A 25889-nucleotide genomic window follows, 5' to 3' on the forward strand; every position below is an offset into this window, starting at 1 on the left:
CGGCGCTGGTGGACAAATTTTCATCCGCGCGGCGCGAGACAACTGGCACATGCTGACGGATGCAGTGCTTTTCGATCTGGAGGCTCAAAGACGCCGAGATAGAGAGGATGCGCTCAGCGGCAATGGAGAACCTGAGTTCGGCTCTGAAGAGTGGATTGAGTAGAGTATCGCCGACTCACTTCGATCGCCACCATCCCGCAACATCCAGTTCTTTGATATGCAGGGGCTGTCGGAGAACGCGATCTACCTCTGCGGCAAGACCGGTCCCGGCACCAAGCCCGTGCTCTGCTAACGGGACGGCGAGACGCTCTGCTACGCGTTTCTGAAGGGCGTTGTATGAGCCCGAATGGACAACCGCTTGGAGCACCGCAATGAGTAGCGATCTCGACTTTGGAGGCATTGATTTCGACGATCTATCGTCAACCGATGAAGCGCGACCGTTCAGCCAAATTCTGACCGACCTAGGCCAATGACCCATGTTATGCCCGTGGTTCGTGAAGAAGCAGATAGGTATCGCGGCCGACTACCGGACGGGCTGCTTGATTTCTGGGTCCAGAATGGGCGCGGCGCTTGGCTCGAAGACTACGCGTGGCTCTGTGATCCTGAATTTCTCCGTCCCGTGGTCGAGGCTGTGTTTGAGGGGCATCCTAAATTCGAAGCCAACGGCTTCGACTGCTACATGTACACCTTTGACAGACCGATCTACGGCTGGAGTGCCGCGTATGAGCATTTCAATTTCGATTTGACCGCGTTTGACCACAGCAAGGTATATGTCCAGGCCGGCAGCGCGCGGCAACCCGATACGCCAGATGCCCAAAGGTCTACCGTCCGCCGTCGCACTCTCTGCGACTGTTATCTAGTGTCTGGGAGTCCGGACCTTAGTTCTTTGGCTCAAGATTGTGACCTTCTTAATGGACAAGTACGGCACCCACATAGCCAACTCCTGTTTTACCAGTGATGACTCCCCGATTTGTGATCGAGCCAACCCGGATGATATGGATTGGAATGGACCAGATAGGCAGCTATTGGAGTTCGGATGTCTTTGGGGCTCATATCCGTACTATACTTGCTATAAGCGGCTATCGAGTTCCCGAAATCCGAAAGAAGATCCTTTTGGTTTCGCTCTGACTTGTTCAGCTCGAGTTTTTCTCCGGGTGTATTGGGTGGTCGAACTCCAGCTAGCTATCGCTTCGCCTTGACTGTTCGAATACAGGTCAGGTCTGGGTATTTCGAAGCCGGACCAGTTTTGGAAAATCCAATTATATCCTCCGAAGAATAGGGAATAGTATTTCGGACAGTAATGAGCTTCTTTAAATCCTTCCAAAATTCGCAAACAAATCGGACGTGGACAACAATGCTGGTCAGCCGATCTTAAGGTCGGTCGGTAGTTTTGACGTCGTGGAGAATTCGCTCCACTATCTTCACAGTCATTCTTGTGGGATTTGACGTAAGGCTTCACGAACTAAGGTGGAACCGGGCGAAACTCGTGCCAAGGATCTAACCGCATCCGCGCCTACGGTTGCGACCCGCGACAGTCCTCCATGCCAGTTATACAAAGCGGCAAATAAGCGAAAAACCGTACAACAGTATCGCGGCGCATTGTCTTCTTTAAAGGCCACTTTGCCTTGAGCGTCGACGCTATGGACGTCAAAGACGGCCTTCGCCAGATCCAATCCGCGCGGTTTCCGTAACATGTCTCCGTGCTTTGCAAATGTGCGATCGTCACCGCTCGAAGGCGGTGGTATCCATGCCGTTGGCTTCTGCATAGCAAGAGGTTTCCCTGATCGCGATGGTCTGTCAGCGCAGCCATGTGTCGGCCTGTTTGCGGCGGGGTTGCCACTGACCTGCCCTCTCAGAACCGTGCTCCGCGATGCCCTGCTGGGCAATAGATGAGTTCCGCGAGCACGGTTCTTATCGGCTAAACGACCTCAATGGCAGCGACATTGGTCGGAGTGTCCTTACTCTTGGGGGGGGCCTTGTTTCAAGTTATCACATCAAGCGTCTTGCATCTCGAAGCAGGATCAAATGATCAGCTGCCGGTATTATTCCCGCGTCATCAATGTACATTCACCCCTTTCATACCTTCCATCGTATAGCGCTCGCCCGTGGCAGCTCCGACTGGGATCGCTCGGTGGAGGCGGCCCAGATCATCAGCCGTCAGCCGGACCGAGAGCGCACCGACGTTCTGTTCCAGATAAGAGGCACGTTTCGTGCCGGGAATGGGCACGACGGGCAGACCATGAACCTCGCCCTGCGCGATTACCCATGCGAGCGCGAGCTGTGCAAGCGTGCAATCCTTCTCCATCGCTATCGCCTTCAAGGTCTCGACGATCGCGAGGTTGGCGCTCAGCGCGTCGTCCGCGAAGCGTGGATTTGTACGGCGGAAGTCATCCTCCGCAAGTCCGTCCGTGGACGTGATCGCCCCTGTCAGGAAGCCTCGCCCGAGCGGCGCGTAGGGAACAAAGCCGATACCAAGCTCACGGCAGGTGTCGATCACCTCGCCTTCAGAGTCGCGTGTCCAGAGCGAGTATTCGGATTGGAGCGCTGCGATCGGATGGACGGCGTGCGCGCGGCGAAGCGTGGCGGGGGACGCCTCGCAGATGCCGACATGGCCGACCTTGCCCTCCTCCACGAGACGGGCGAGTGCTTCCATCGGTTCTTCGATGGGTCGGCCTGCCTCGACCCTGTGAATGTAATAGAGGTCGATATGATCCGTTCCAAGCCGACGCAGCGACCCCTCGCACGCCTCGCGCACATAAGCAGGATCGTTTGAAATCCCGCGGGCATAGGCTCCTGGCTCGCGGCGGATGCCGAACTTGGTGGCGACTGTCACAGCGTCCCGACCCCGTTCCGCGATCAAGCGTCCAACTAGATCTTCGTTGTGACCCAACCCGTAGGTCTCGGCGCTGTCGAGGAACGTCACGCCCAGATCAAGGGCGCGGTTCAACGTGGCGAGCGACCGCGCGTCGTCGCGTGCGCCGTAAAATTCGCTCATTCCCATGCAGCCGAGCCCGAGGGCGGAGACCTCAAGGGCACCGAGGCGGCTGGTTGCGACAATGTCGGGGGGTGTAGCGTGCATGACGGTCTCCGGTGGCGGGTTGGTTCGATATCGGGAGCCTACTACTGCGCAAACATGCGTTGAACGCCGAAGGGCGCAGTTTTACATTGCATAAATGCAGTACCGAGCCTCGTTAGACTGGAATGCCGTGCGCGACTTCCTGGCCGTTGCGCGCAGCGGCAGCCTGAACCGGGCTGCGGCGACGCTGGGAGTGAACCCGACCACCGTGGGACGACGGATCGAGGCGCTGGAGGCAACCCTCGGCACGCGGCTTTTCCAGCGTGCGCAGACAGGCTTCGCCCTGACCGACGAAGGCCGCGACTTGATCGAAAGGGCCGAGCGGATCGAGGCGGCCGCCGTCGCCTTTGAACGCCGGGCGGATACCGGCGACCATGTCCAGGGACGCGTCCGACTGGCGACTGCGGAGAATCTGGCGAACGTCGTTTTGATCCCGGCGCTGCCCGACCTGCGTGCCCGCCATCCCGACCTCACGGTTGAGATCGCCACCGACATACGTACGGCCAACTTGCACCGACGCGAGGCGGACCTTGCGTTGCGGGTTGTGCGCCCGACCCAGGGCAACGTCTCCATCAAGCGCGTAGGGACCATGCGCTACGGGCTTTATGGGTCGGCGGACTACATCGCTCGCAGAACCGAGCGAGCGCGGAACGCGGTGCGATCCGACCACCGGTCGCGCTTCGAGGCAGACGATCTGATCGCTTGGTCCGAAACCTATGCGGACCTACCGGCCGCGCAGTGGATCGAGCGAACCTTGGACGGGCGTCCGCCTGCACTCGTCGCGACGAGCCTCTATGCGCAGGTAGTCGCTGTTCGGCACGGCATAGGGCTTGCCGTCCTGCCCTGCTTCATGGCTGCCAGCGAGCCCATGTTACAGCACATCCCCAGCCAGGCAGACATGATGGCTCAAGAACTCTGGCTCGCTGTCCACACCGATCTCACCGCATCAGGTCGCGTGAGGGCCGTCTCGGACTTCGTAGAGCGGACCGTCAAAGCGAACGCGGATCTGCTGGCAGGAGCCGACGGTGCATCGGATCGATAGGTTGCATCATCCAAGCCAGCATTGTGACATGGTTACAGCGGTTTACTTGCTTCCTGCCTTGCTTGCAAAACGCCCAAGCAAGTGAGCCGGGGCCCTACGGCAAACGACGCCAAAACACCGCGCGACCTCGCTGAAGCCGACGTTCGTTCACCCCGCCGCATTCGGTTCACTGCCGACTGCTCTTGCGCCAGGGACACGTGTCTCGCCGGAACGACACGAGCCGTCGCGCGGTGAACCAAGTTTCTGATCCCGCGACCACGCACAAAGATCGCGCTCACTGCAACCGCGAGGGCCGAAATTCGTGATGCTGGCTGCGAAACCCAAAGATAACCGGTCATTATCCAATGCCGCGCCTTTCAAGAAGGGTGGCTTCGGGCACGCGCCCATCCCGGGTCGAAGGAAGCGCAGGACAAGGATTAAATACCACAAGCCAGATCCAGTGAGCACCCTTCCACATATAGAATTGCGTCTTCTCAGAGCGCTAACCTCGAAACGGGCCCGGCTGGTCGAGACGCGCAAATGCCCCGTGCAAAGCTCGCCAGAAGTGGACACGTCAACCGGCATGGGAAATACAGTTGCTAGACAAAAGCGTGCTGTTGCTACATCTCGCGTCAGACGGGGCAAGGCTGATACCGCGCACACGGAGATCAATGTTTAAACGATGATCGTTCAAAGAGACATGCGTGTGGTTCTTGCGCGGCTTGCAGCGCTCAGCCTGTTTGTCGGGGCCCTTTGGGTCGTCCAGGCGCTGAATTGGGCAACGGGTTACCAGTTGAATCTGGCCATCGGCCTCATCCCGCGGCAAATCGACGGTGCGGACGGGATCATCGGAATGCCCTTTCTCCATGGCAGCGCGGCGCATCTGATGTCGAACACGCCGCCGCTGTTACTCATGGGTGCGCTATTGGCGGCGACGGCGACACGCGCACTGGTGGTCGTGAACGGGATCATCGTCATCCTCGGCGGCGGGCTGGTCTGGCTATTCGGCAGTTCTGCGATCCACGTCGGCGCCTCCGGTCTCGTGTTCGGCTGGTTCGGTTTTCTCATCGTGCGCGGACTGGTAGACCGCTCGCCCGTTACGCTCGGCGCAGCTTTGGTGGTCGGGTTTCTCTACGGATCCATCATCTGGGGGGTGCTGCCCGGGCAGCCTGGTGTGTCCTGGGAAGCCCACCTGTTCGGCGCCTTGGCCGGAGCGACGGCGGCGGTCGTCATCCGCACGCACGTACACGCTCCGCGGATCCGAAATGTCGAACGGCGATAGATTTTAGAGCGCGTCGCCACAGGCTATCACCATCCCGCGTCTTCGACTGCTGTTGAGGCGCCCAGCCTCTTGTGACCGCTCGCCGCAGACCGCTGGCCACGGCGCTAACGAAAACTATCTGCGGAACATGAGCGAGCTTACTGACCCTCCCAGCCGCGCGGCCTCCCGCTGGAGCGGCGCCCACACCCGAACGGTTTGCGCGGTTCTGCTGTCAGTCGTGGTTATCGCGTGCATCGCCTTGCTTGAGGCGCGCTTTATCGACTTGGAAATTGACGAGATCCGAGTCGGTGAAACCCCTGTCACTTTTTACCGCCTGCCGGATGTTGCGTCGGCACCGCCCGTAATCGTGGCACACGGTTTTGCGGGCTCGCGCCAGATGATGGACCAGATCGCGGTGTCGCTGGCGCGCCAGGGCTTCGCGGTCGCCTCGCTCGATCTGCCGGGTCACGGCCGACACGACGGGCGGCTTTCCCCCGACATCAACAATCTCGACGGGACGACCGCACAACTGGTACGCACCGTAGAAGAGGTCGCCAGTGCCATCGCGGCGCGGGATGATACGGTCGGGCCGGTCTCCTTCGTAGGACACTCCATGGCGACGGATGTCGTCATCCGCGCATCTCGGGCGCGTGAGGATGTCGGAGGCGTCGTCGCCATCTCGATGTACTCGCCTGCGGTAACGGCAACCGAGCCGCGTGCGCTGCTGATCGTCAGCGGCGCCACCGAAGGGCACTTGCGCGGCGCGGGGCTTGATGCTGTCCGGCTGGTCGATCCGCTGGCCCGCGAAGGCAACACCGTTCGCCGCGATGATGTGATACGCCGAACGGCAGTCGCACCTTACGTGGGCCATCTCGGTGTACTTTACGCGCCGATATCGCTGACGGAGATCACCCGCTGGCTGCGCGAGAGCACGTCGACCGGCGCGCCTGCGCCGCTTGACCGCAGTGGCTGGGTGGCGGCAGTGCTTTTTGCGGGGCTGGTGCTTCTGGCCTGGCCCGCCGCATCGCTGGTGCCCCGCCGGTCAACCACCGCTTTAAAACCGGTCCCGCGGCGTACCTTCTTCTTCTGTCTCATCGTACCCGTTCCCGCCGCATTGCTCATCGCGCTCATGCCCACCTTCGGGATCGCGGGTAATGCGGGCTTTGGGACGCTGGGCGCCATCTTCGGTGCCTGGGGCTTGACGCAAATCGTGATCCTGCACCGCGCAGGGCACCACGCGGCGCAGCCAGACCCTGCGGGGACGCTGATCTATCTGGGGCTTTCGCTGACCTTTGCGGTGGCGCTCGACAGATACGGTGCGGCTTTCCTGCCCTCAGGAGCGCGCGCGCTTGTCTTCATTGGTCTGCTGGTCGGCACCGTGCCCCTGATGATGGCTGACACGATGCTGGTTCACGGCGCGTCGATCCTGCGCCGCTTGCTGGCGCGGCTTTCTTTCCTCGCGACGCTCTCGGGTGCCATGGCCATAGCACCCACCCAACTCGGCCTTGCGTTCACGACGCTGCCCGTACTCGTGCTATTCTTCCTCGTCTACGGCACGATCGCCCGCTGGATCGCCGCACGCCGCGGCGCTGGCGCCGTGGCCATCGGCAAGGGCGTCATGCTTGCCTGGGCCGTCGCCGCCTCCACCCCGCTCTTCGCCGTCGCGAGCCTTTAATGAGCCTCTTCGTGCTCTCCCCTGACACGGTATGGAACCCCGGTATCCTCAGTTTTCCCACCGCACCGCGCAAGATACTGGAGCGCGGGATGATCCTGCCACGGCGCGACGTCAGCTGGGGCTTTATCGGCCGCGTGATCGTTGAAAATCAGGTGCTGCGCTTTTTCGTGGCGCTCTTGCCCTTTGGCGTCGCGGCCGTGGTCTGGCCAGCGGCGGCTCTACCCGTCAGCCAAGCGCCCATCGCCATGCTCATTGTCATCGGGTTTGTGGAGCTGCGCGTGCTGCGCATCCCTCGGGAAAAGCGCGAAAGCATGGCGACCGAAGCCGAAGCAGCGCGTGCGCTCGATACTCTGCAATTTCGCGGCCGCCGCATCCTCGCGCAATTCGCTGCGCGACGCGGGATTGAGACCGGGACGATTTATCTGGTGATCGAACAATCGGACATGGTCCGCATCCCGCCGATGACGGTAGTCAGCCTGCAGCTTGATCACGGCACCTCTCGGCTGATCCCGCTGAGCGCCGAGGAGCGTGCGCTGATCCGCGACACACTTTTCGATGCGGAATTCACCGAACGCCAGCTTCATCTTGCCAACCAACGCGAGGGGGTAACGCTGCGCTCCGTGGCGTTCGAGGCGCGCGGCGTGTCGGCGCACGCACGTCTGGCCGCGTTTCTGGACGCGCCCGAGAAACCGGCGCCAGTATGAGCGTCAACGCCCAGATTGTCAGCGCCGGTGATGCGCTGGAGACGCTGTTGGCCGGCTGGGAAGCTCAATGCAAAGGGCATCTGACCGCTTCGTGGATGCTGCACGGGCGTCCGGGTGTTGGCAAGACCCAGCTGGTGACCGAGCTGGGCCAGCGTATCGGCGCGCGGCTCTTCGACATCCGGCTGACAACCATCGAACCTCAGGATCTGCGCGGCCTGCCTTACTACGATCACGACGCGCACAAGACGGTCTGGTACCGCCCCGAAGATCTGCCGGATGATCCAAGCGCGCCCTCGATCCTCTTTCTCGATGAGCTGACGGCAGCCTCGCCCCATCTGCAACCGACGGTCTACGGGCTTTTGCAGGAGCGGCGCGTGGGCCGTCACCAGCTGCCTGCCTCGGTATTCAGCGTCGCGGCGGGCAATACGGTCGATGACGGTGCCATCGCCTACGAGATGGGCACGGCGCTAGCCGACCGGCTGATCCATCTTCAGGTCAATGCCGATGCCAAGGATTGGCTGGAACGCTATGCGGTGGATCGCGGGTTGTCGCCGATGGTGACGGCATTTCTGCGCGCGCGGCCGGACCTTCTGGACACGACCGAAGGCGCGCTGCGCCGCGGTGAGATGATCGCTTGCACACCGCGGTCCTGGGAGCGGGTGAGCGACATAGTCTCCGCCATCGAAGACAGGCGCCTGCGCCACGCGATGATCGCTGGGACCGTCGGTACGGCTGCCGCCGCAGAGTTCGCGCAGATCGCCGCCGAGATCGAGGCGCTGGTGTCGGTGCAGGAGATCTTGGACACATCACCGGCCAAGCGCCGGGCGCTCTACCCTACCTCGATCAACGGTCTGGTGGGTCTGATCTATGCGCTGGTGGCGCGTACCGATGCAGACACCATCGGTCGCGTGATCGACATCATGGCCGACCTGAAACAGGTCGAGGCGCCCGGCCTGCCACTGACTGAGCTGAGTACCTTCGGGTTCGAAATCCTCATCCGCAAAGCAATGGCGGAAGGGCTGGCCGAGGCGTTCAGAACGTCCAAAGCCTACCGGGAGTACGCCGCGGAGCGCGCCGAGGCAGGCGCGCTCTGATGTCCCAATGATGCATTCGGTCCGCGCAAGCCAAGCACTCGCCCGGCTGCCGGAGATCGACCCGGCGATTGCGGCGCTGGCGCTTTGGTGCAGTTACCGTGATAGCGACTGGCCCACCACGACCCAGGGCGAGACCATCCATTTGGGACCGGAGTTTCCCCTGCTGCCCGTCTCGGAACAGACGGGATTGATGGCGCATCATGTGCTGCATGTGGCCCTGCGCCATTCCGCGCGGCGGGAGGCAGCGCGCGAGCGCTATGGGCCGCATTTCCGTGCAGAAATCTACGATCTCGCGTGTGACGCACTGGTCAACGAAGCACTCCTGCAAGGGGGACATGCGCTGCCACGCCCCGCGGTGCGCGCGGCGGAGATCGTGGCGCTGCTGCCCGCGGACGAGCGGCCCGACAATGTGCTGGCGGATTTGGACAGTGACAAACTTTATGCAGTGCTTGCCGCGCAGACAGCGGAACGCGCAGGCGGCGACGGCGACCCGGTGGCGCGCTACGCACAGACGCAGGGCTTTGTACCCGATCTGAAGGGCAGCGCATCCGACACGGGCGAGGCCGACGTGTGGTCAGGCCGAGTGGAACAGGCGATGCAGGCGGGCCGAAGTGCGGGGAGCGGCATCGGTGCGGCGCTGAGCGGGTTCGGGGATCTGCCGAAGGCGGTCATACCATGGGACATCCGGTTGCGGCGCTTGCTGGGCAGGGCGCTCGCTCAGCACCCGCGCCTCAGCTATCGCCGCCCGGCCCGTGTTTGGCTGGCTCGGGATGCGCTCGCCCGGCAGACGGGCGGCGTGCAGCCAGCGTTTGAGCCCGTGCGCACGCGCGCCACGCCGAGACCGCGTCTTGTCATCGCGCTCGATACCTCCAGTTCGATCCACTCCACCACACTGGACATGTTTGCTGCAGAGGCGATGTCGATGATCCGCCGGACGGGTGCCGACGCGCATCTCCTTGGTTTCGACAGCGAGGTGCACAGCAGGCACCATCTGCGCAGCGCCGATGCGCTCTCTGCGCTAAAGATGCGTCAAGGCGGCGGGACAGATTTCGCGGCGGTACTCGACGAGGCGGGGGCGCTGGATCCCTCTATGATCGTGGTGCTGACCGACCTAGATGCCCCGACAGGCCGCGCCTGCGCCGCTTCGGTTTTATGGGCCGTCCCCGTCCGGCCAATCACGCCGCCGAGCTTCGGCGAGGTTCTGATCATGAACGATCTGGATCAGCTGTCACCTCGAACTTCTGTGGGTGCCGCCCGAGTGACGGGAAGTCTCTGACCTTTGCTGACGAGTGATCGAGTTCGGTCTTGTGTCCGGCCTTTTCGTTGCGGCGCTTGCGAGTGCCGGCGTCGCAGCTTTTCGACTGTGCATCGTTCTTTCTCTGCGGGGTGGGTTTTGAGCGCTGAGTTTGGTGCTTGCCGGGATCGAACGTGCCGCCCCATGAGGGCTTTGGTGACAGGAGGCCTTTCAGAGCTCCGATGATAAGGCGCAGCGACTTTGCATCACGAGGTCCTCCGCCCCAATCGGGCCAGTTTTCCGCGGTTTGCGGAACTCCGCATTTCCATGTCATACGGACAAAGCCTCCTGTGTCCGGCCACGCTCACTGTGCCATCCTGCCAGAGGCGCGTCAGGATGACCGTGGTCTCGGGCGGTGTCGCGATCGTCGCCTTTTTGAGCCCACTGCGTTGTCCAAACCGCACTGCCCAACCCTTTGACGAGCTGAAAGCGTGACATACCGGATCAGCATGGTCGCCGCGTCATGGAGCAGTTTGCGCATGCTGCAGTCCCCGTGCGGGAATATTCGTCCGGAGCAATCGATCTCGCCCGATTGGCAAGGTCCTGCGTTGAACCAAGTTACGCACGGACATCCACCGCGCAGCCGGAAACGGATTGCATCGTCGATGGCGGCAATAGAGCTCAGGGCAACGATGGGCCCGACCCCGGGCACCTGTGCCAGACGCCTCCAGCGGGCATGCCTGTGCGTATGTCTGGATCCGGGTAACAAGGTCGGTGGTCTTACTGCAGACTGTCTCACCCACCTTGATCAGCGGTGCGAAGACGGTCTCCGGGATCGGGTCGCCTGAGACACTTTCGCTGAGCTTATCCCGGAAGTCGCGTCGGGTGGGATTATACGAGATAAACAGTGACGTCATGCGAGGACGTTCTGCGTGAAGCTCCTTCAGGAACTCAAGGATTTGCGCCTGAACCGAGACGTCCAAAGCGGAGGTCGGTTCATCCAGAAGCAATAGATCAGGGTCAACGGCCAGCGCACGGGCGGTCGCAACGCGCTGCCTTTGACCGCCGGACAATTCGTGCGGGAAGCGATGCAAAAACGGCCGGGGCAGGCCAACACGTTCCGAAAGTTGTGCGACCGTGTTGTCCAATTCCCCGCCGCGGACTTTGGTGTGGATGATCAGCGGTTCTCCGACGATCCGTCTGATTGTCACGCGCGGGTTCATCGACGAATGCGGATCCTGAAAGATCAGTTACGCCTTGGTGCGCATATCTTTCAGGTCGCGCGATTTCGCGGTGGTGATGTCGACGCGATCGATTCTGACCTTTCCCCCGGTCGGATTGACCAGACGCAGAGCCGCCCTGCCCACGGTGGATTTCGCTGAGCCGCTTTCGCCAACCAGCCCAAGAATATTGCCCTGCTTCACGGACAGGCTGATCCCGTCGACGGCCCGGACGATCCCGCCTTTGGTCGGGAAGTGGATCTCCAGATCCTGCAAGGTCAGCATCGCGTCAGACATGGGCGCTGTGGTCCTCGTGCAGTGTACAAGCGACAGCATGTTTCAAAGCAATCTGGCGTGGGGTGATCCGACCCTGCAGCAGGCATCGCTGACCTGCGCACAACGCGCGGCAAACCGGCATCCCACGGGCCGCTCTTAGAGATTTGGAAGGGTGCCGGGAATACCGCTCAGCGAGGCGGCGGGATGGAATGGATGGGGCACCGCGGCCAGAAGGCCTCGGGTGTAGGGGTGCGCAGGGTGCCCGAAGATGCGGGCGACGGACGCGTCTTCGACAATCTGGCCAGCCTACATCACCGCCACGTCGAATCCGCGCATAGCGCGCAAGTCCTTTGGCGGCAGACCCAGAATGCTGCGCCCGAGAAAGTCGACCATCCCGCCGGTGATGGTGGCGGGCGGCATGGGCACGAGACCAAAGGCGGCACGGGTCAGCACTAACTTGCCACAGCCCGTTTCACCGACGATGCCCAAGGTCTCTCCCGGCGCGAGGTCAAGTGAGACAGTGTCGACGGCCTTGTAGACTCAATCGAAAATGCGGAACTGGAGCGACAGATCCCTGATCGACAAAAGGCTCATGAGCGTTGTTTCGCATCGAGCATATCGCGCAACCCGTCCCCAAGCAGATTGAAGCCAAGCAGCGTCAGATAGATCGCACGGCTCGGGAACAGCGAGTACTAGCACCAATCAGGCAGGTAGTTTTTGCCGATGGAGATCATGCCACCCCATTCGGGTATGACGGTTGTGCGCCGGGGCCCAGAAAGCCGAGAGAGGCAGCACCGAGTATCGCGACCCCCATGTCCATGGATGCTTTCACGATGATCGGCGAGGTGCAGTTTGGCAGGACGTGCAAGAAAAGACGATCCGGGTTTGAGACGCACCGATCGAGCGGGCCGCCTCCACACAAGTCTCATTGCGCACGGACAGGACCTTGGCCTGCACCAGCCGCGCATAGCCCTGCCACCAGACCAGTGCGAGGGCGAACATCGCATTCATGATGCCGGGTCCCAGAGCCCCGACAATTGCGATGGGAAGGATCAGGCCGGGGATCGACAGGAAGACGTCTGTGACGCGCATGATGACCTCACACAACCAGCTGTCGGACATCCCTGCCAGCAGTCCCAAGGGCGCACCGATCAGCACGGCGATCCCAGTGACAGTGAGGCCGATCCAAAGCGTCGTGCGGTCACCAATGATGACGCGGGTGTAGATGTCGAGCGCGACCTCATCGGTGCCGGACCAATGGGTGGCATTCGGCGGCTGGAGTTTCCGCTCGAAATGCACCGCGCCGTAGGTGTCTTTTGGAAAGGGCAGGATCCACAGACCGATGGCGGCGAGGGTCAGAAGGCCCGAGACAATGCAGAGGCCCAGGATCGCGGACTGCGAGAGTCGAAAGGTGACCCACATGCGGCGGTATTCGCGCCAGCGATCCGGTTTGGCGAAATGATCGGCTGTGATCATATCTGCGCCCTGACCCTCGGATCAAGGGCTGCATAGGCGAGGTCGATCAGCAGGTTCACAATCATGAAGGACGCACCAAGAACCAAAGTAACGGCGATGATCGGGTCAAAGTCGGACGAGACCGCCGCATTGGTCGCATCGAGACCAAGCCCGGGATAGTCGAAGACGCCTTCGACCAGAACCGTGCCGCCCAGCATCCGGCCAACTCGTAGGCCGATCATCGTGAGCGTCGGCAGGATCGCGTTTTTGAGCGCATAGGCTGCGACGATGCGGAAGGACCCGATGCCTCGCGCGCGCGTTCAGGATGTAGTCCTTATCCAGCGTTTCCAGCATCTCAGCCCGGGTCACGCGGATGATGGAGGCAAGCGCAGAGAAGCTGAGCGCGATGGCAGGCAGGACCATGTGCCAGAGCGCCTCTGCTGCGATATCGGGCCGCCCTGCGAGCAGCGCGTCAATGGTGATCAGGCCGGTGATCACCTCAGGGCGCGGCGTCATGATGCCAAACCGCCCGCCCAGGGGGAAGAGATCAAGCCCCAACGACAGATACCCTTGCAGCATGAGCATGAGCCCAAGCCAGAATATCGGCAAAGCAACACCGGAAATCGCCAGCGGGCGGATGGTCTGGTCCGGCAGCTTGTTGTGATAGACTGCGCCCAGCATGCCAAGCGGCACACCCAGGATGACGGCGAGCCCGATGGACACAAGACCCATCTCAAGCGTGACGGGGAAGAAGCGCGCGATGTCGTCCAGGACCAGTCTTCGGGTCAACAGCGAGGTACCCAGATCACCGGTTGCAAGGTTCCCGATGTAATAACCAAAGCGAACGATCAGCGGCTTTTCCAGGCCCCGATCCAGCCGGATCACCTCGACCAGTTCGGTGCTGGCATCCGGTCCGACGGCCGGTCGTGCAGGGTCACCGGGCGCGATACAGGCAATGACAAAGACGATCGCCATGAACCCGATCAGCATGAAAGCTATAGTCACAAGACGACGGAGGATCAGGCGGCGCAACGAGTGTCTTCTTTTTGATTGGCAAGTGAGGCGGCTCAACACAGCTGCCCCAAATCAGCACGACAAGTTGTGCTCAGGGTTCGAGATATGTCCGGTAGAAATCAATCTCGCCTTCCATGCGGATCGGGCTGTCGGTATAGCCTTTGACCCAAGTCTGATGCACCGTGCCGCGATTGCGCATCATGCCGAATATCTCGGGCTGCAGGTCAACGATCCTTTGTTGGATGTCTGCATACATGGGTTCGCGCACGGGCCAGTCGGTCTCGGCCAGGGCTGCTTCGATCATGGCGATCAACTCGGGGTCCTCAAGGAAATGCGACCCGTAGGATTTGCCAAAAGACACGGGATGATACCGGATCGCTACCGCATCCGGGTCCGTCGAGACCGGAGTCGTAAAGATCGTCATGAGATTGGGAGACGTCTCCGGTGACGATCCACGTGCAACCATGTTGGCCATGTCAGCGGCGTCAGCTTGACCTCGACGTTGATGTCGCGAAAGGCGTCAATCATGGAAAGGGCCATCTGGCGCTGCAGCTCAAATCCCTTGACGTAGACGAACTCAACCTCGAAACCGCCGTCGGGCTAGTCAGTCTTTGCCAGGTGTTCCTTGGCCTCGTCGATATCCCGCCTTGGCATGTCGTCGATTGTCACATAGCCTTTGATGGCTTCGGTGAAGGGGCTGGTTTGCAGTTTGCCTTCACCGTTCAGGATCTGGAGAGACGAGACGTAATTGTACGCATAAGCGAGGGCCTTGCGGATATTCAAATCTGCGGTGATGCCCTGCTGCGTGTTCATCTTAATCCCGAAAGACGTCAGCGACGGGATGGTCGAGATCGTGATGTCGTCATTGTCGGAGACGGCCTGGCGCTCCTCGACACCAAGGCCGGTGACCAGATCCGCTTCGCCTTTCAGCAGCGTGGCACGCTGGGCCGAGCTTTCGCGGATCAGACGATAGATCACGCCTCCCATGCGGTCGTTGTCGTAGGGAAATCCCTTCCAATAATCCTCATTGCGTTTCAGGACGCAAGAGTTGCCTGCCTCGAACCGCTCAAGCATATAGGGGCCTGAGCCAGTGGCATTTTCTAATAGGTAAGATCTGCCGAGGTCGTCGCCCCGGTTGGCTTCGACCACTGCGGGATTGACGATGTACCACCAAGGCAGGAACGACAGGAAGGCGGCATAGGGGGTGTCGAGTGTACACTCGACAGTTGTCGCATCAACGGCCTTGATGTTGTCCGGTGACACAAAGCCTTCGAGCATCCAGGCCGGACCCTCGTGGATCTCCATCGTGCGTTTGAAGGAATACCGGACTTCCTTTCGATCGCGATGGGTGGGGGTACCAAAATATCAGCCGATGCGCGTGAGATCGCCCCATAGCGTCGGCTACAAACTGGGTTCGGACGCGTTGGTTTTTGGTGGTCAGACCCTGACCTGTACCGATATCGCCGTGGCAGCCAGACTTGCTGATGTGGGCGACAGGTCGTTGGTCAAGCATCTGAACAAAGACCTTGCAAAGAGGGCCTTGGCGACTGTTCGCGAGCGCATTTCCGAGGCCGTCGACCGGATGAAAACCGATGCGATGCCTGTTCCGCTTTTGGCTGTGGGCGGTGGGGCAATGCTGATCCCGAAAACAATGCCCGGCATCAATGAAGTAGTTCATTTTGAGCATGAAGCCGTCGCAAACGCCGTGGGTGCTGCGATTGCCCAGACTTCCGGTGAGACCGACCGCATCTATCGCGATGTGAGCCGCGAGGAAGCGATTGAAAGCGCAAAATCCGCCGCCATCGCTCAGGCAATCAAATCCGGCGCATCGGCTGATATGATCAAGGTGATTGAGGTCGAAGGCCTTCCGCTCAGCTACCTGCCCGGCAAAGCCCTCCGCGCGCGGGTCCCTGTGGTGGGCGAAGCCGTCGCAAGGTAACTTCTGATAGTCTTGGGACGGGAAGCCATGAGACGCTTCACGGTTCTGTCGCAAAGTATTCTTGCTTGGATCCGCATTAACCAAACTTGATTCATTCATAGTGCTCGGTGTGGCAACAGGCGATAAGACGGAGCTGGCTCACAATCAGATCTTCAGGATGGGCGTCTTCGTCAACAACCTCTTGACGAGCGCTATCAGACATTCACAGCGGCGGCGCATTTTGGCGGGCTGACTATCGCTGGAAAGCCAAGGACAGTAGGAGTGGCGGCGACGTGGCTTTTCTGACAATCTCACCCCTCAATCGGATGGCGTGGCCAAGCACGTGAGACCGCAAATGACCAAGGGGACGCTATAGTGCGGTAGCGCATCCTCTCTGTGATCGGGCTTCTTTACTCCGCCCAGTTCAATCCCTTTTTCTATGCTGTTTTGGCATTGCCAGATGTCCTGCGTCAGCAAAGCCATTCCGGGACAACCATTGGTCTGGTTCAATTTGCGGCAATCCCATACGTCGTTAAGCTCCGATGGGCAGCCCTCATTGATCGCTGTAAGCTCGGACGTCATCGATACGCATCCTAAATGATCCGTCTGTCGGTCATCCATGTCCGTGGCATCGTCGCTTGGCCTTCACGTACTCCGGGCGCAGCCTCGTTCCGCTATTTATCGCGCTGATCGCGGTGCTTTCGGTCAGTACCCAAGACATCGCGGTCGATACCCACGCCCAAAATGTCATCCTTGCGGGTGACGCAAACGGGCTACCCCAAATTGCCCACGTGACAAAGAGTGTAGTCGGAGAGATCACAGGCCATGTCTTTGCGGCAGCACCCAGCCAGGCAGCACTGGAGGCCCATTTGCCAAAATCGAAAATGAGGGTTTGCGCGCTGAACCCGGATGCGTTCTCTAAGGAGATGGCGGAACGTCTGGAGCAATGTCCGTCTGAGCCATTCAGCTATGGCTCGTTGGTGGGGGAGTTTGAGGCCGCCCAATCTGTTGAGACTGTTTTCAAGCAGACCTTTGGCTTGGATAAACACACTCAGTTGAGCATCGCTTATTGGAGGGCGGGGGCTCCGGGTCATCACTCCCGTGCATTCTGATCATTGCCGGTGGAGAAGCATGCTCACCTGATCCTCCACCGGCAAGCGTTGTGACGGCGCAGCAAAAGCGGTAGGCTATGACCGCCAGCAAACTTTGCCGCTTCAGCGTTGCAAAGTGCCAGCATGCTCCCCGGAAACGACAGGATCATTCCGATGAACACGCATGCGTCCACCTCCCAAGCAATTGTGGCAACGGCACAACCCCAGAACCTGCTGGACATGTTCTTGTCACACGCACGTGACGATCACGACATGGAATTCTCCGTCGCGCCCGATGGCACCCACTTTATCGAACAAGAGCTGTTCAGGATTGAGTTTGGTGTACGCGACGACGGGCTATATGTCCGACTTGCCGGGCCAAATGAAAATGCGCTGATCTTTTTCAAGGAAGAGATTGTGCATCACATTGCGGATATCGATTCAGACGCCGCTGCGCGGATCCGCTGGGATGAAGAGGGCATGCGCGCCCGCGCAGGGGATCTGCCGCCGAATTTCCATGTGCTCACCGTTCTGGATAGCTTCGAACTCTTTGAAGGCATGCAGCGTGTGATTGTCCACAGCCCCGAGGTGGTCGCGGGATACGAAGACGGCCTGCATCTGCGGTTGATCCTACCATTGGACCCGACCCGACCGCCGGTCTGGCCGAGGATGGGGGCAAACGGGACACCGGTCTGGCCACAAGGTGCAGACAAGCTGCATGCGCGTTTTGTCACGATCCGGCAGGTTCGGGCAGAAAGCAATGAGGTCGATCTTGATATTGTGCGCCATGGTGACGGTTTGATTTCGCAGTTCGCACAAGTGGCTGAAGCCGGACAGGAGATTGGCGCAATGGGGCCTGCAGGAATGCGTGTCCTGCCGCATCACAATCAGTACTTTATTGCTGCCGACGGCACTGGCCTGCCAGGTGTGGCGCGGCTGCTGGAAACACTGGCCCCCACGGCGCAAGGCGATGTGGTCGTACCCTTGCCGGATGGTGTGGATTATCTGCCGCCGACCTCTCTGCGCATACATCGGGTCCCGCCGCCTGATTTCGAAGCAGACGTGATGCAAAAAGCCATGCAGCTGACGGTGCGGGGAGAAACGGAATACGCTTACTTCGCTGGAGAATTCGAAAATGCTCAGGCGTTACGCAAGCATTTCCGGCATGGCCTCGGATTTGACAAGACCACACAGATCAGCGCGGCCTACTGGCGGCGTGGCAAACCTGGTTTTGGAAGCTGACCGATGTCCAAGATGCCAGAATTTCCGCATGATCTTACGCTGTCGCGCGTGGCAAGCTTGGATGAGACGGTCGAGATAAAATCCCTGAACACGCGCGGGCCGGTGCTGGGCGTGGGACGTCTGGAAAGCATTCGGTTGTGGCCGGGCATGCAATTAATGCGCGCAAACCTGCGCGGACAGGCGGCGTATGACGCCATGATCCGCGGGACGACAGGGCTGGTGGTCGAGGTGCGGCTGCATGGCGAAAGCCTTTCGCGCGAAATCGGGGGGCCGCGCCGTGCGCACCTGCAAAGTGGCAGTCTTGAGATCGCAGGGTGCCCGACACCGGCGCAGTGGCACGTACAGGCCCCCGCGCAAGAGGTCTTTGCCACCGTTGCGATTGCTTACGATGGGCCCTTCATTGAGGGGTTGGGCGACGCGGCGCCGGAGTTGGCAGCCCGCTGTACAGCGCTGATGGAACGTGAAGGTTTAATAAATGCACAAGCGTCGCAGCACAGCTTGTGCATCGCACAACGCTTGCTGGATACGGACATCCGTCATGGTTCGGCAAAGCTGCAGTTGGCTGCAGGGGCGATGGACCTGCTCGCATCGGCCTTTGATGAGTTGAAAGGCCCGGCGCTGCAAGATGACCGAATGAGTTTTGTGCGGGACTACATCGCTCAGAACCCCGGTGCAGATGTCAAGATCGCGGATGTCGCGCGCGCCGCGCGTATGTCGCCCACCACGCTCAAGGCCCGGTTTCGCAGCATTCATGGCCGCTCAATTGGAGCAGTCATGAAAGAGCGCCGATTGCGGCTGGCACAGGAGATGCTGGAAAGCGGCTGTGGCGTGAAGGACGTGGCGCACAGGCTGCACTATAGCAGTTCGGATTCTCTCACGCGTGCATTGCGTCAGGCGAGTGAGTCCGAATTGTCGGACTGAATGTCTCTTTTGTTGGCTGATGATCGTATTCTCCCCTGGCAATTAACCCTACTAAAACAATCGGGAATTATTGGTGGGGATTACAATGAGATTGAAACTGGCGTTGGGCGCCACCTTTTTGATCGGCGCATCGCAACATGTGGTCGCGCAAGATGGCGAGGCCTTTGATCTGGGTACGATTGTGTTCGGTGAACGCAAGGACAGGCCGCTCTCAGAGACTTATGTCGGGGCCTCTGTCTTGGACGAGGACGCGCTCGATGATGCGTCAGCCGGGGAACATATCAACGAAACACTGACGGCGACGCCCAACCTGTTTGTCGAAGGCAAGAGCGAGGTGCCATCACTACGGGGTGTTCATGGCGGCGGCCCTGGTGGCACTGTTTCCGCCAGCCTGACAGGCGCCGTCCCACGTCTTTCCTTTGTGATTGACGGGGTGACCCGCCCTGCAGTTCTGCCGAACTCCAGTGGGTCATCTTTATGGGATGTCGAGCAGGTAGAGGTGTTACGAGGTCCGCAGTCGCTTTTGAGAGGGCGGTCTGCCTATGCCGGCGCAATCATTGTCAGCACCGCTGCACCGACGTTTGATCCTGAGGCCGCTTTCCAGTTTGGCATCGAACATGATGACTTTCATGGTCTCAACTATGTCACGAATGGCATGTTTTCGGGGCCATTGTCGGACACTGTTGCGGGGCGATTGACGTTCGAATTTGCGGATGGCGCTGATCCTCGCCGGGCCACCGATGTCGATGATGACTGGATTGTGGAGTACGACAATATCCGCCTGCGCGGCAAGCTTCTGGGTGAGTTCGAAACTGATGCAGGTGAATTGACGCTGAACCTGCTGGCAGAGCATCAGTCGGGGCAGACACCCCAGACCCGCAACAATGTGATGACGCCACTGCTGACCGGGCGTCCGCTCGAGGATCGGGTGCTGGTGAACGCCGCCGCTGGACCCCAGGGTATCCCGGCGCGGACCTTCGATACGGAAACCAATGTGCTGTCCTTTGATGCAGCATTGGTGACCGGTCGCGGCACACTCCGCTGGATCACATCCTATGTGGACGACAGTTACGTCTCGATCCCAGAGCAGGTCTATCCGTTCCCGTTCGATGTGGAGGAGCAAAGTATCACGCAGGAGTTGCTCTATGAATTCGGACCGACCGACCGTGTGCGCGCCGGAGAGTTTTCCGGGCTTGTCGGGCTGGCCTATGAAGACCGGAAACAGGATACCCGGATCGGGGGGCTGTTTACGTTTTCCAGTGATGTAGAGACCACGTCGAGTGCTGTTTTTGCAGATCTCCGCTATGGGATCAGTGATCAATTGACGCTCTTCGGGGGTATGCGAATACAGCGCTACGAAGACGAGCGTTTTCAGGTATCGACGTTTGGAGCGACCACGGGCACACAGATTTATGATGAGGCAGAGACAGTTTATCTGCCTGCTGTCGGTCTGGCCTACCATTTTGATGAAACCCGGGTGCTCAGCGGATCGGTGCGCAGCGGTTTCAACCCCGCCGGGTCTTCGGTCAATATCTTTGACGGAACGCCTTATACCTATGAAAGCGAAAGCGTTGTCACCGCAGAGCTGACATACCGGCAAGAGGCCCTCGACGGGCGGTATAATTTTGGCATCACAGCCTTCTACAACGACTTTGACGACCCGCAACTCTTTGCGGAGCAGATACCCGGACGACGCGCGACGCTTCAGGTCGTCAATCAAAAGGCAGGGCGGAGCTATGGGCTGGAATTTGACGGCAACTGGCAGGCCACGGAGCGGCTGCTGCTGAGCGGGGCTTTGGGCTTTCTCGATACGGAGATCACCGAAGCCCAGGACGGACGCCCCGACCTTAAAGGGAATTCATTTGGTCAGGATCCCGACCTGACGCTCTCCGTTGGCGCAGACTACCGGATAAACGATGTCTGGAGCGTTGACGCCCGCGCGACCTACCGTGGTGAGAGCTTCAATGACTTCAATGACATATCGACAGAAAAGGTCGGTGACTACTGGATCACGGATGTTGGTCTGACGGCCCGGATGGGGAGTATGGAGCTGCGCGGCTACGTGAAAAACCTGTTCGATGAGACCGGCGTGACCCGATTTATCGGCGCGGCACAGTTTGCCGATGTCACGGATCCGCGCACGGTTGGCATCACGCTGACACGTCGATGGTAGCCGGGCCGACAAAAGCCGAACGCGACGTTCTTTGGAGCGTCGCCCTTCTCACCTTTGCTGCCGGGTTCGTCGCACAGTTTTTTGCGCAGGGCGTGGTTCTTTTTCTGCGGGAAGCGGGCGTGTCTTCTGCGGTGATCGGCCTGCTTTACCTGGCCGCCATCCCCTACACGCTGCGCTTCGTCTGGGCGCCGGTCATTGATCGCAACGACCTCGGCGGCGGGGGCCGTTTCGAGCGATGGATATACCTGTGCTGTCTGGCGCTTTGCTTTGTCCTGTGTGTGCTTTGGCTCTTCGAACCAGCCCGCCATGCGGCACAGATCTTGGTCTGCGTCAGCTTCGGTATGGTCGTGCTTGGAACCCTTCAAACAGCGCTCGGCGGGCTGCTGGTGGAAGGGTTGTCGGAGCTGTTTTATCCCAGGGGGGCATCGCTTCAGGCGGCTGTGTCAGCTTTGGCCGGTATGGTTCTGGGCGGTGCCGTGCTGTTTCTACTCGGCCCCTTGGGGTGGGGACCGGTTGTTCTGGCACTTCTTGCGGTTTGCGTCGTGGTCGCAGGACTTGCAGGCTTTGCCCTCAATCTCAGTCACCGCGCCAAACATGTATCTGCCAAGCCTCCCAAACTCTGGGATCAGTTTTCGATTTTCAAAGCAAGGCGCGCCCGCCGCCTGTTGCTGGTGTCACTGTCTGCCAGCGCCGCCTCGGTTCTGCCCTATGCGACCAAATCCGTTTTGCTCATCGATGCTGGGTTTACGATTTCTCAAAGCGGCCTGATCGGAGTCGTTGCTGGAAACGCAACCGGCTTTGTCGGAGCGTTGGCGGCGCGCCCGCTTGTAGAGCGTTGGGGAGGCATGCGCGTGTTGGCGGGTCTGGCTGTTCTCAATGCGACAGTGGTTGCGTCGATGACCTATGTGCTGACCTTCGGTCTTAATCCCATCGCGATCGTCGGCCTCATTCTCTTCGCAAATTTCAGTGTGTTTGGTGCCTACACCGCCAGTCGGTCCGTTCTGATGCCCCTGTGTGCGGCAGGGCACCAGGCAACCCATCTGGCCAGTTTTGTTGGTGTTGAGGCGATGTGTTTTCTGGTCATCGCCGGAGTGGCGGTCTCTGGCGTGGATCAGGTCGGTCTGGTGCCTCTGCTCTTCGGTGGTGCCGTGGTTTCATGCTTTGGTGCCGCGCTCGCATTGCGCGAAGCCAATGAATTGAGAAAGTGATGGGTCTGAAATTGTTGTTCGGTCTCCGCATCTCCGGGATCGGATCGAGGATGGCTCAATCTGACTCTGATCCCCGACTTTCAGAGGTGGCTGCGCAGTTGATCATGGCTCTTTCGGTTCGGTCTTCTCAGTCTTCAACGGTTTGGGTAGCATCATTTGGCAACGATCTTCGGGTTGATTTCGAATGTGCGGGATGGCTTCCGCGACCAAGGCTTGTGATCGCGCTATGCGCCCCGTGAAGACGCGCACAGCGGTGGCGCTCACATCAAAAACCTGTCCCATAGAGCATCCTTCCGATGGGACTTGCGCCGCTTTTACAGACATGTATTTTTCGTGCACATACGAGCTTCCAGCTACCGCCAGATCGCTCGCACACGACTTGGGAGTGCGACATGGACAGATTTGGCCTGGGCTTTTTGACAGGATTGGCGGCAGCAGCTTTCTGCGCCACGCCTATGATGGCGGATGAAATGGCTGCCGGCGGCACCATTGCCATCGAGCTGAATGCCGTATCAGACGACACAAGCGGGTGCACGCTGACGTTCGTGATCGAAAACAATCATCCGGTCGGGATTGATCAGTTGATCTTCGAGACAGTGCTCTTTGACGCAAGCGGCGGGGTCAAGCAGTTGACCCTGTTCGACTTTGGAGCACTGCCTGCCGGACGACCCCGTGTCAGGCAGTTTGCGGTGCCCGAAACCACCTGCGGAAGCCTCGGGCGCATCCTGTTCAATGGCACGCACACCTGCAGCTCCGATGGGTTGAGCGCGGAGGCCTGCGCGACCGAGCTGCGCGCGACGACACGGACAGAGATCGAGGTGTTGAGCTGATGTTTGATACCCTCCGAGCCCAACTTGTTGCAGTCTTTGATATTGGCGGGCCAGTTGTCTTGCTGTTGCTTGCCATCTCTGTGCTGACGCTGGCTGTCGTGCTCTACAAACTCTGGCAATTTTCGGTTGCGCATGTGGGCAAACATGGCGCGTTACGGTCGGCGGTTGCTGCCTGGGATGCCGGAGATCGAGCCCGCGCGCACGCCGAGCTCACGCGCTCAAGGAGCTATCTCGCCCCGGTCGTCGCACAGGCCTTTGATGCGGGAGCACATGGTAAGGACAGGTTGCAAGCGCAGGCCGAGGAGCGGTTTGCCACACTGGAGCGCGGGTTTCGGTTTCTCGATTCCGTGGCACAGCTGTCGCCCCTACTGGGATTGTTCGGCACCGTTCTTGGCATGATCGAGGCTTTTCAGGCGTTGCAGTCAGCCGGGTCACAAGTGGACCCTTCGCTGCTTGCAGGTGGGATCTGGGTTGCTTTGCTGACAACGGCCGTGGGCCTCGTGGTTGCTATGCCAACCTCGGTGGTTCTGTCCTGGTTCGAGAGCAGGATGGATGCAGAGCGGGTGGTTTGTGATACCTTCATCCTGACGGCCCTGTCACCGAAAGGGCGGGCGCCTACAGCCGCGCCTGACCCCGACATGGTACCAGCCCATGGCTAGGGCAGCGCGCGCGAGGCGGCGTCTGTCCATGACGCCGCTCATTGACGTGATTTTCCTGTTGCTCTTGTTCTTCATGCTGACCTCGACGTTTTCCAAATTCTCGGAGGTCGAACTGGTGTCAGGTGGGTCGGGCGCCGTGGCTGCGCCATCAGATGTTCCGCCAATCTTCCTGCAAGTGGGACCGGAGGTGGTGACCTTGAATGGCAGCGCCGTTGCACTTGACAGCCTTGCTGCTGATTTGCGCGCGCGCGCGTCTGGCGAGACCCCGCACTCCGTTTTGATCAGTCTGAAAGGCGAGGTCAGCGCACAGCGGTTGACCGACCTGCTTGTCATCCTGCGGCAGGTGCCAGGCCTCACGCTGACTGTTCTGGGAGGAGGCGTCTGATGCGCAAAGCGCCTCTGAGACGCAAGCGGGAGCCGACAATTGCCCTGATCAATATTGTCTTTCTCATGCTGGTGTTTTTCCTCGTTGCAGGCACGCTTGCGCCACCGCTTGATCCGTCTTTGAGCTTGGTCAAGACCCGCGATCTTGAGGGGCGGCCTCCACCGGATGCGTTGATCATCCACTCCGATGGCACGCTGAGCTTTCGAGGCGCGGATCAGTCAGACGCCGAAACCTACGTGCAGTCTCTATCTGACGACGCGCGCGCGGTTGTCCGCATTCTGCCGGATCGCGACCTGCCAGCCGCAACCTTGGTCGCAGTGGGTCGCGCTTTGTCGCGAGGTGGCGCAGGACAGGTGATGATTATCACCGAACGGGGGTTGCAATGATCCTTCGCTCTCACCGCATAGGCTGTCTTGCGCTGATTGCGGCGGCGTGTTTGCATGCTGGCGGGTTGGTTCAATGGGATATCACCGACGATATCGAAATTGCAGGTGGATCCGCCAGTTCCGTGCAAGCGTCTCTGGGGGATTCCTTTGCTGATCTCGCCGCGGGAACGCTGACACCAATCGAGGCGACGGAAACGCTGGATACGGTCAAACCACCTGATGAGATATCGCCCGTGCCTGTCGGCCGGGAAACGCGACAGCCACCGGTGGACACCCGGGTAGACCCCGTGGATGTCGAGGCTGAGACATCCGCGCCGCGAGCGCCGAACCAGGTGCAGCGCCCGACTGAAGCCCAGGCGGTGCCGACGCCTGTTCCGGAAACGGCCCGCTCGCCGCGGCCCACTGTGCCGGTTCTACGGGCCGCAACGCCCTCCGCGCAGCCGCAGGTTCAGGCAGCTTTACCGCCTGCGCTGCCGGCACGCCCGCGTCAGACGGTGTCACCATCGGTACCGACTGACACGCTCACAGCCAAGGATCCCGCTGCCGAGGAGGACACCGCTGTTGCGCGCCCGCAACTACGCCCAGCATCGATCGCCGCGCAGGCGCGCGAAGACCGGCTGCGAGAGGCGGAACGACGCAGGCAGACTGCCTCTGCCCCGGCGGGAAACCAGGCCGTGACGAATGCACGCACGGGTCAGGCGGACGGACGGGAAACGGCTCCACAGGCGCGAAACACAGCGGGCCAAACGGCGCGGGCCGACGCGGGCAATGCCGCCGTGTCGAACTACCCCGGTCAGGTCGCGCGAAAGATCCGCGGGGTGCGCCACCCCCGGATCGGCACGCGCGGAACAGCAGTGATCGCGTTCCGAGTGGCGGACAACGGTGGGTTGGGCACTGTTTCGGTGGCGCAGAGTTCGGGCTCGGCCCGCCTTGACCAGGCGGCCGTCCAGGTGATCCAACGTGCAGCACCGTTCCCGGCACCGCCCTCAGGCGCGCAACGTCAGTTTCAAATCCGGATCACTGGGCGATAGATCCAAGCCCGTCGG

Annotated in this window: 25 protein-coding genes and 3 pseudogenes; 18 read left to right on the forward strand and 10 right to left on the reverse strand. The window is 60.4% G+C overall.

Annotation, left to right across the window (positions count from 1 at the left end):
- The first annotated feature begins 469 nt into the window (after positions 1 to 469).
- Positions 470 to 958 (forward strand): GAD-like domain-containing protein, encoded by a 489-nt coding sequence (locus tag Q1A53_RS20500; protein WP_299970235.1) that lies wholly within the window; start codon positions 470 to 472, stop codon positions 956 to 958.
- Between the two features lie 1098 nt (positions 959 to 2056).
- On the opposite strand, the gene Q1A53_RS20505 is transcribed toward Q1A53_RS20500, so the two are convergent.
- Positions 2057 to 3079, reverse strand: coding sequence for an aldo/keto reductase (locus Q1A53_RS20505; protein ID WP_299970238.1), 1023 nt, complete (start codon positions 3077 to 3079; stop codon positions 2057 to 2059).
- Between the two features lie 94 nt (positions 3080 to 3173).
- Here Q1A53_RS20505 and Q1A53_RS20510 point away from each other — a divergent pair, with 94 nt between their 5' ends.
- The 6 genes from Q1A53_RS20510 (at position 3174) to Q1A53_RS20535 (ending at position 10107) form a co-directional block, all read left to right on the forward strand.
- A complete protein-coding gene (locus Q1A53_RS20510) occupies positions 3174 to 4118 on the forward strand; it encodes a LysR family transcriptional regulator (protein ID WP_299970241.1) in 945 nt (314 codons plus the stop codon).
- A gap of 661 nt (positions 4119 to 4779) precedes the next feature.
- Positions 4780 to 5379, forward strand: a complete 600-nt coding sequence (locus Q1A53_RS20515; RefSeq protein WP_299970244.1) for a rhomboid family intramembrane serine protease — start codon at positions 4780 to 4782, stop codon at positions 5377 to 5379.
- Positions 5380 to 5506: 127 nt separating this feature from the next.
- On the forward strand, positions 5507 to 7033 hold the full coding sequence (locus Q1A53_RS20520) for an alpha/beta fold hydrolase (RefSeq protein ID WP_299970247.1): 1527 nt from the start codon (positions 5507 to 5509) through the stop codon (positions 7031 to 7033).
- Positions 7033 to 7737 (forward strand): hypothetical protein, encoded by a 705-nt coding sequence (locus Q1A53_RS20525; RefSeq protein ID WP_299970250.1) that lies wholly within the window; start codon positions 7033 to 7035, stop codon positions 7735 to 7737. Before Q1A53_RS20520 ends, Q1A53_RS20525 begins: the two co-directional genes overlap by 1 nt.
- Positions 7734 to 8831, forward strand: coding sequence for a MoxR family ATPase (locus tag Q1A53_RS20530; protein ID WP_299970253.1), 1098 nt, complete (start codon positions 7734 to 7736; stop codon positions 8829 to 8831). Before Q1A53_RS20525 ends, Q1A53_RS20530 begins: the two co-directional genes overlap by 4 nt.
- Positions 8832 to 8838: 7 nt before the next feature.
- On the forward strand, positions 8839 to 10107 hold the full coding sequence (locus Q1A53_RS20535) for a VWA-like domain-containing protein (protein WP_299970256.1): 1269 nt from the start codon (positions 8839 to 8841) through the stop codon (positions 10105 to 10107).
- A 349-nt stretch (positions 10108 to 10456) separates the two neighbouring features.
- On the opposite strand, the gene Q1A53_RS23465 is transcribed toward Q1A53_RS20535, so the two are convergent.
- The 8 genes and pseudogenes from Q1A53_RS23465 to Q1A53_RS20565 form a co-directional block, all read right to left on the reverse strand.
- Positions 10457 to 10864 (reverse strand): transposase, encoded by a 408-nt coding sequence (locus Q1A53_RS23465; RefSeq protein ID WP_366873023.1) that lies wholly within the window; start codon positions 10862 to 10864, stop codon positions 10457 to 10459.
- 199 nt (positions 10865 to 11063) lie between these two features.
- Positions 11064 to 11621, reverse strand: a pseudogene (locus Q1A53_RS23470) (dipeptide/oligopeptide/nickel ABC transporter ATP-binding protein); the annotation flags it as partial.
- A gap of 96 nt (positions 11622 to 11717) precedes the next feature.
- Complete coding sequence (locus tag Q1A53_RS23475) at positions 11718 to 11858, reverse strand: oligopeptide/dipeptide ABC transporter ATP-binding protein (RefSeq protein WP_366873024.1); 141 nt, start codon at positions 11856 to 11858, stop codon at positions 11718 to 11720.
- 9 nt (positions 11859 to 11867) lie between these two features.
- Positions 11868 to 12074 (reverse strand): annotated as a pseudogene (locus tag Q1A53_RS20545) (hypothetical protein); the annotation flags it as partial.
- 315 nt (positions 12075 to 12389) lie between these two features.
- Positions 12390 to 13037, reverse strand: coding sequence for an ABC transporter permease (locus tag Q1A53_RS20550; RefSeq protein ID WP_299970259.1), 648 nt, complete (start codon positions 13035 to 13037; stop codon positions 12390 to 12392).
- A pseudogene (locus Q1A53_RS20555) lies at positions 13034 to 14090 on the reverse strand (ABC transporter permease). The gene Q1A53_RS20550 and the pseudogene Q1A53_RS20555 overlap by 4 nt, the downstream one beginning before the upstream one ends.
- A 31-nt stretch (positions 14091 to 14121) precedes the next feature.
- Positions 14122 to 14454 (reverse strand): hypothetical protein, encoded by a 333-nt coding sequence (locus Q1A53_RS20560; protein WP_299970265.1) that lies wholly within the window; start codon positions 14452 to 14454, stop codon positions 14122 to 14124.
- Between the two features lie 176 nt (positions 14455 to 14630).
- Positions 14631 to 15335 (reverse strand): ABC transporter substrate-binding protein, encoded by a 705-nt coding sequence (locus Q1A53_RS20565; RefSeq protein WP_299970268.1) that lies wholly within the window; start codon positions 15333 to 15335, stop codon positions 14631 to 14633.
- A gap of 1 nt (position 15336) precedes the next feature.
- Between Q1A53_RS20565 and Q1A53_RS20570 the strand changes: the two genes are divergently transcribed.
- The 6 genes from Q1A53_RS20570 to Q1A53_RS23480 all read left to right on the forward strand — a co-directional run bounded on the left by Q1A53_RS20570 (position 15337) and on the right by Q1A53_RS23480 (position 22583).
- Positions 15337 to 15969 (forward strand): hypothetical protein, encoded by a 633-nt coding sequence (locus Q1A53_RS20570; protein WP_299970270.1) that lies wholly within the window; start codon positions 15337 to 15339, stop codon positions 15967 to 15969.
- A 617-nt stretch (positions 15970 to 16586) separates the two neighbouring features.
- Positions 16587 to 17060 (forward strand): SIP domain-containing protein, encoded by a 474-nt coding sequence (locus Q1A53_RS20575; protein WP_299970272.1) that lies wholly within the window; start codon positions 16587 to 16589, stop codon positions 17058 to 17060.
- A gap of 153 nt (positions 17061 to 17213) precedes the next feature.
- Positions 17214 to 18281 carry a siderophore-interacting protein gene (locus Q1A53_RS20580; protein ID WP_299970275.1) on the forward strand — a complete coding sequence of 356 codons (1068 nt, stop codon included), beginning with the start codon at positions 17214 to 17216 and terminating at the stop codon, positions 18279 to 18281.
- 48 nt (positions 18282 to 18329) lie between these two features.
- Entirely contained in the window at positions 18330 to 19202 is an 873-nt protein-coding gene (locus Q1A53_RS20585; RefSeq protein ID WP_299970277.1) for an AraC family transcriptional regulator, read from the forward strand.
- An 85-nt stretch (positions 19203 to 19287) separates the two neighbouring features.
- Positions 19288 to 21375, forward strand: coding sequence for a TonB-dependent receptor (locus Q1A53_RS20590; RefSeq protein ID WP_299970280.1), 2088 nt, complete (start codon positions 19288 to 19290; stop codon positions 21373 to 21375).
- The gene (locus tag Q1A53_RS23480; protein WP_366873013.1) at positions 21369 to 22583 is read left to right on the forward strand and encodes an MFS transporter; all 1215 of its coding nucleotides are present in this window, start codon (positions 21369 to 21371) and stop codon (positions 22581 to 22583) included. Before Q1A53_RS20590 ends, Q1A53_RS23480 begins: the two co-directional genes overlap by 7 nt.
- Positions 22584 to 22685: 102 nt before the next feature.
- Here the strand turns inward: Q1A53_RS23480 and Q1A53_RS20600 are convergent, their stop codons facing one another.
- Positions 22686 to 22865 carry a hypothetical protein gene (locus Q1A53_RS20600; RefSeq protein WP_299970286.1) on the reverse strand — a complete coding sequence of 60 codons (180 nt, stop codon included), beginning with the start codon at positions 22863 to 22865 and terminating at the stop codon, positions 22686 to 22688.
- Between the two features lie 110 nt (positions 22866 to 22975).
- On the opposite strand from Q1A53_RS20600, the gene Q1A53_RS20605 reads away from it, so the two are divergent.
- From Q1A53_RS20605 to Q1A53_RS20625, 5 genes are read left to right on the forward strand one after another with little or no spacing between them, the layout of a single operon-like run.
- A complete protein-coding gene (locus Q1A53_RS20605; protein WP_299970289.1) occupies positions 22976 to 23413 on the forward strand; it encodes a hypothetical protein in 438 nt (145 codons plus the stop codon).
- Positions 23413 to 24072, forward strand: a complete 660-nt coding sequence (locus tag Q1A53_RS20610) for a MotA/TolQ/ExbB proton channel family protein (RefSeq protein ID WP_299970292.1) — start codon at positions 23413 to 23415, stop codon at positions 24070 to 24072. The genes Q1A53_RS20605 and Q1A53_RS20610 overlap by 1 nt, the downstream gene beginning before the upstream one ends.
- Positions 24065 to 24457 carry a biopolymer transporter ExbD gene (locus Q1A53_RS20615; RefSeq protein WP_299970295.1) on the forward strand — a complete coding sequence of 131 codons (393 nt, stop codon included), beginning with the start codon at positions 24065 to 24067 and terminating at the stop codon, positions 24455 to 24457. Before Q1A53_RS20610 ends, Q1A53_RS20615 begins: the two co-directional genes overlap by 8 nt.
- Positions 24457 to 24843 (forward strand): biopolymer transporter ExbD, encoded by a 387-nt coding sequence (locus Q1A53_RS20620; RefSeq protein ID WP_299970297.1) that lies wholly within the window; start codon positions 24457 to 24459, stop codon positions 24841 to 24843. Before Q1A53_RS20615 ends, Q1A53_RS20620 begins: the two co-directional genes overlap by 1 nt.
- Complete coding sequence (locus tag Q1A53_RS20625) at positions 24840 to 25874, forward strand: TonB family protein (RefSeq protein WP_299970300.1); 1035 nt, start codon at positions 24840 to 24842, stop codon at positions 25872 to 25874. Before Q1A53_RS20620 ends, Q1A53_RS20625 begins: the two co-directional genes overlap by 4 nt.
- Positions 25875 to 25889: the final 15 nt, after the last annotated feature.

It is taken from the genome of uncultured Roseobacter sp. (assembly GCF_947496515.1).
Classification (GTDB): domain Bacteria; phylum Pseudomonadota; class Alphaproteobacteria; order Rhodobacterales; family Rhodobacteraceae; genus Roseobacter.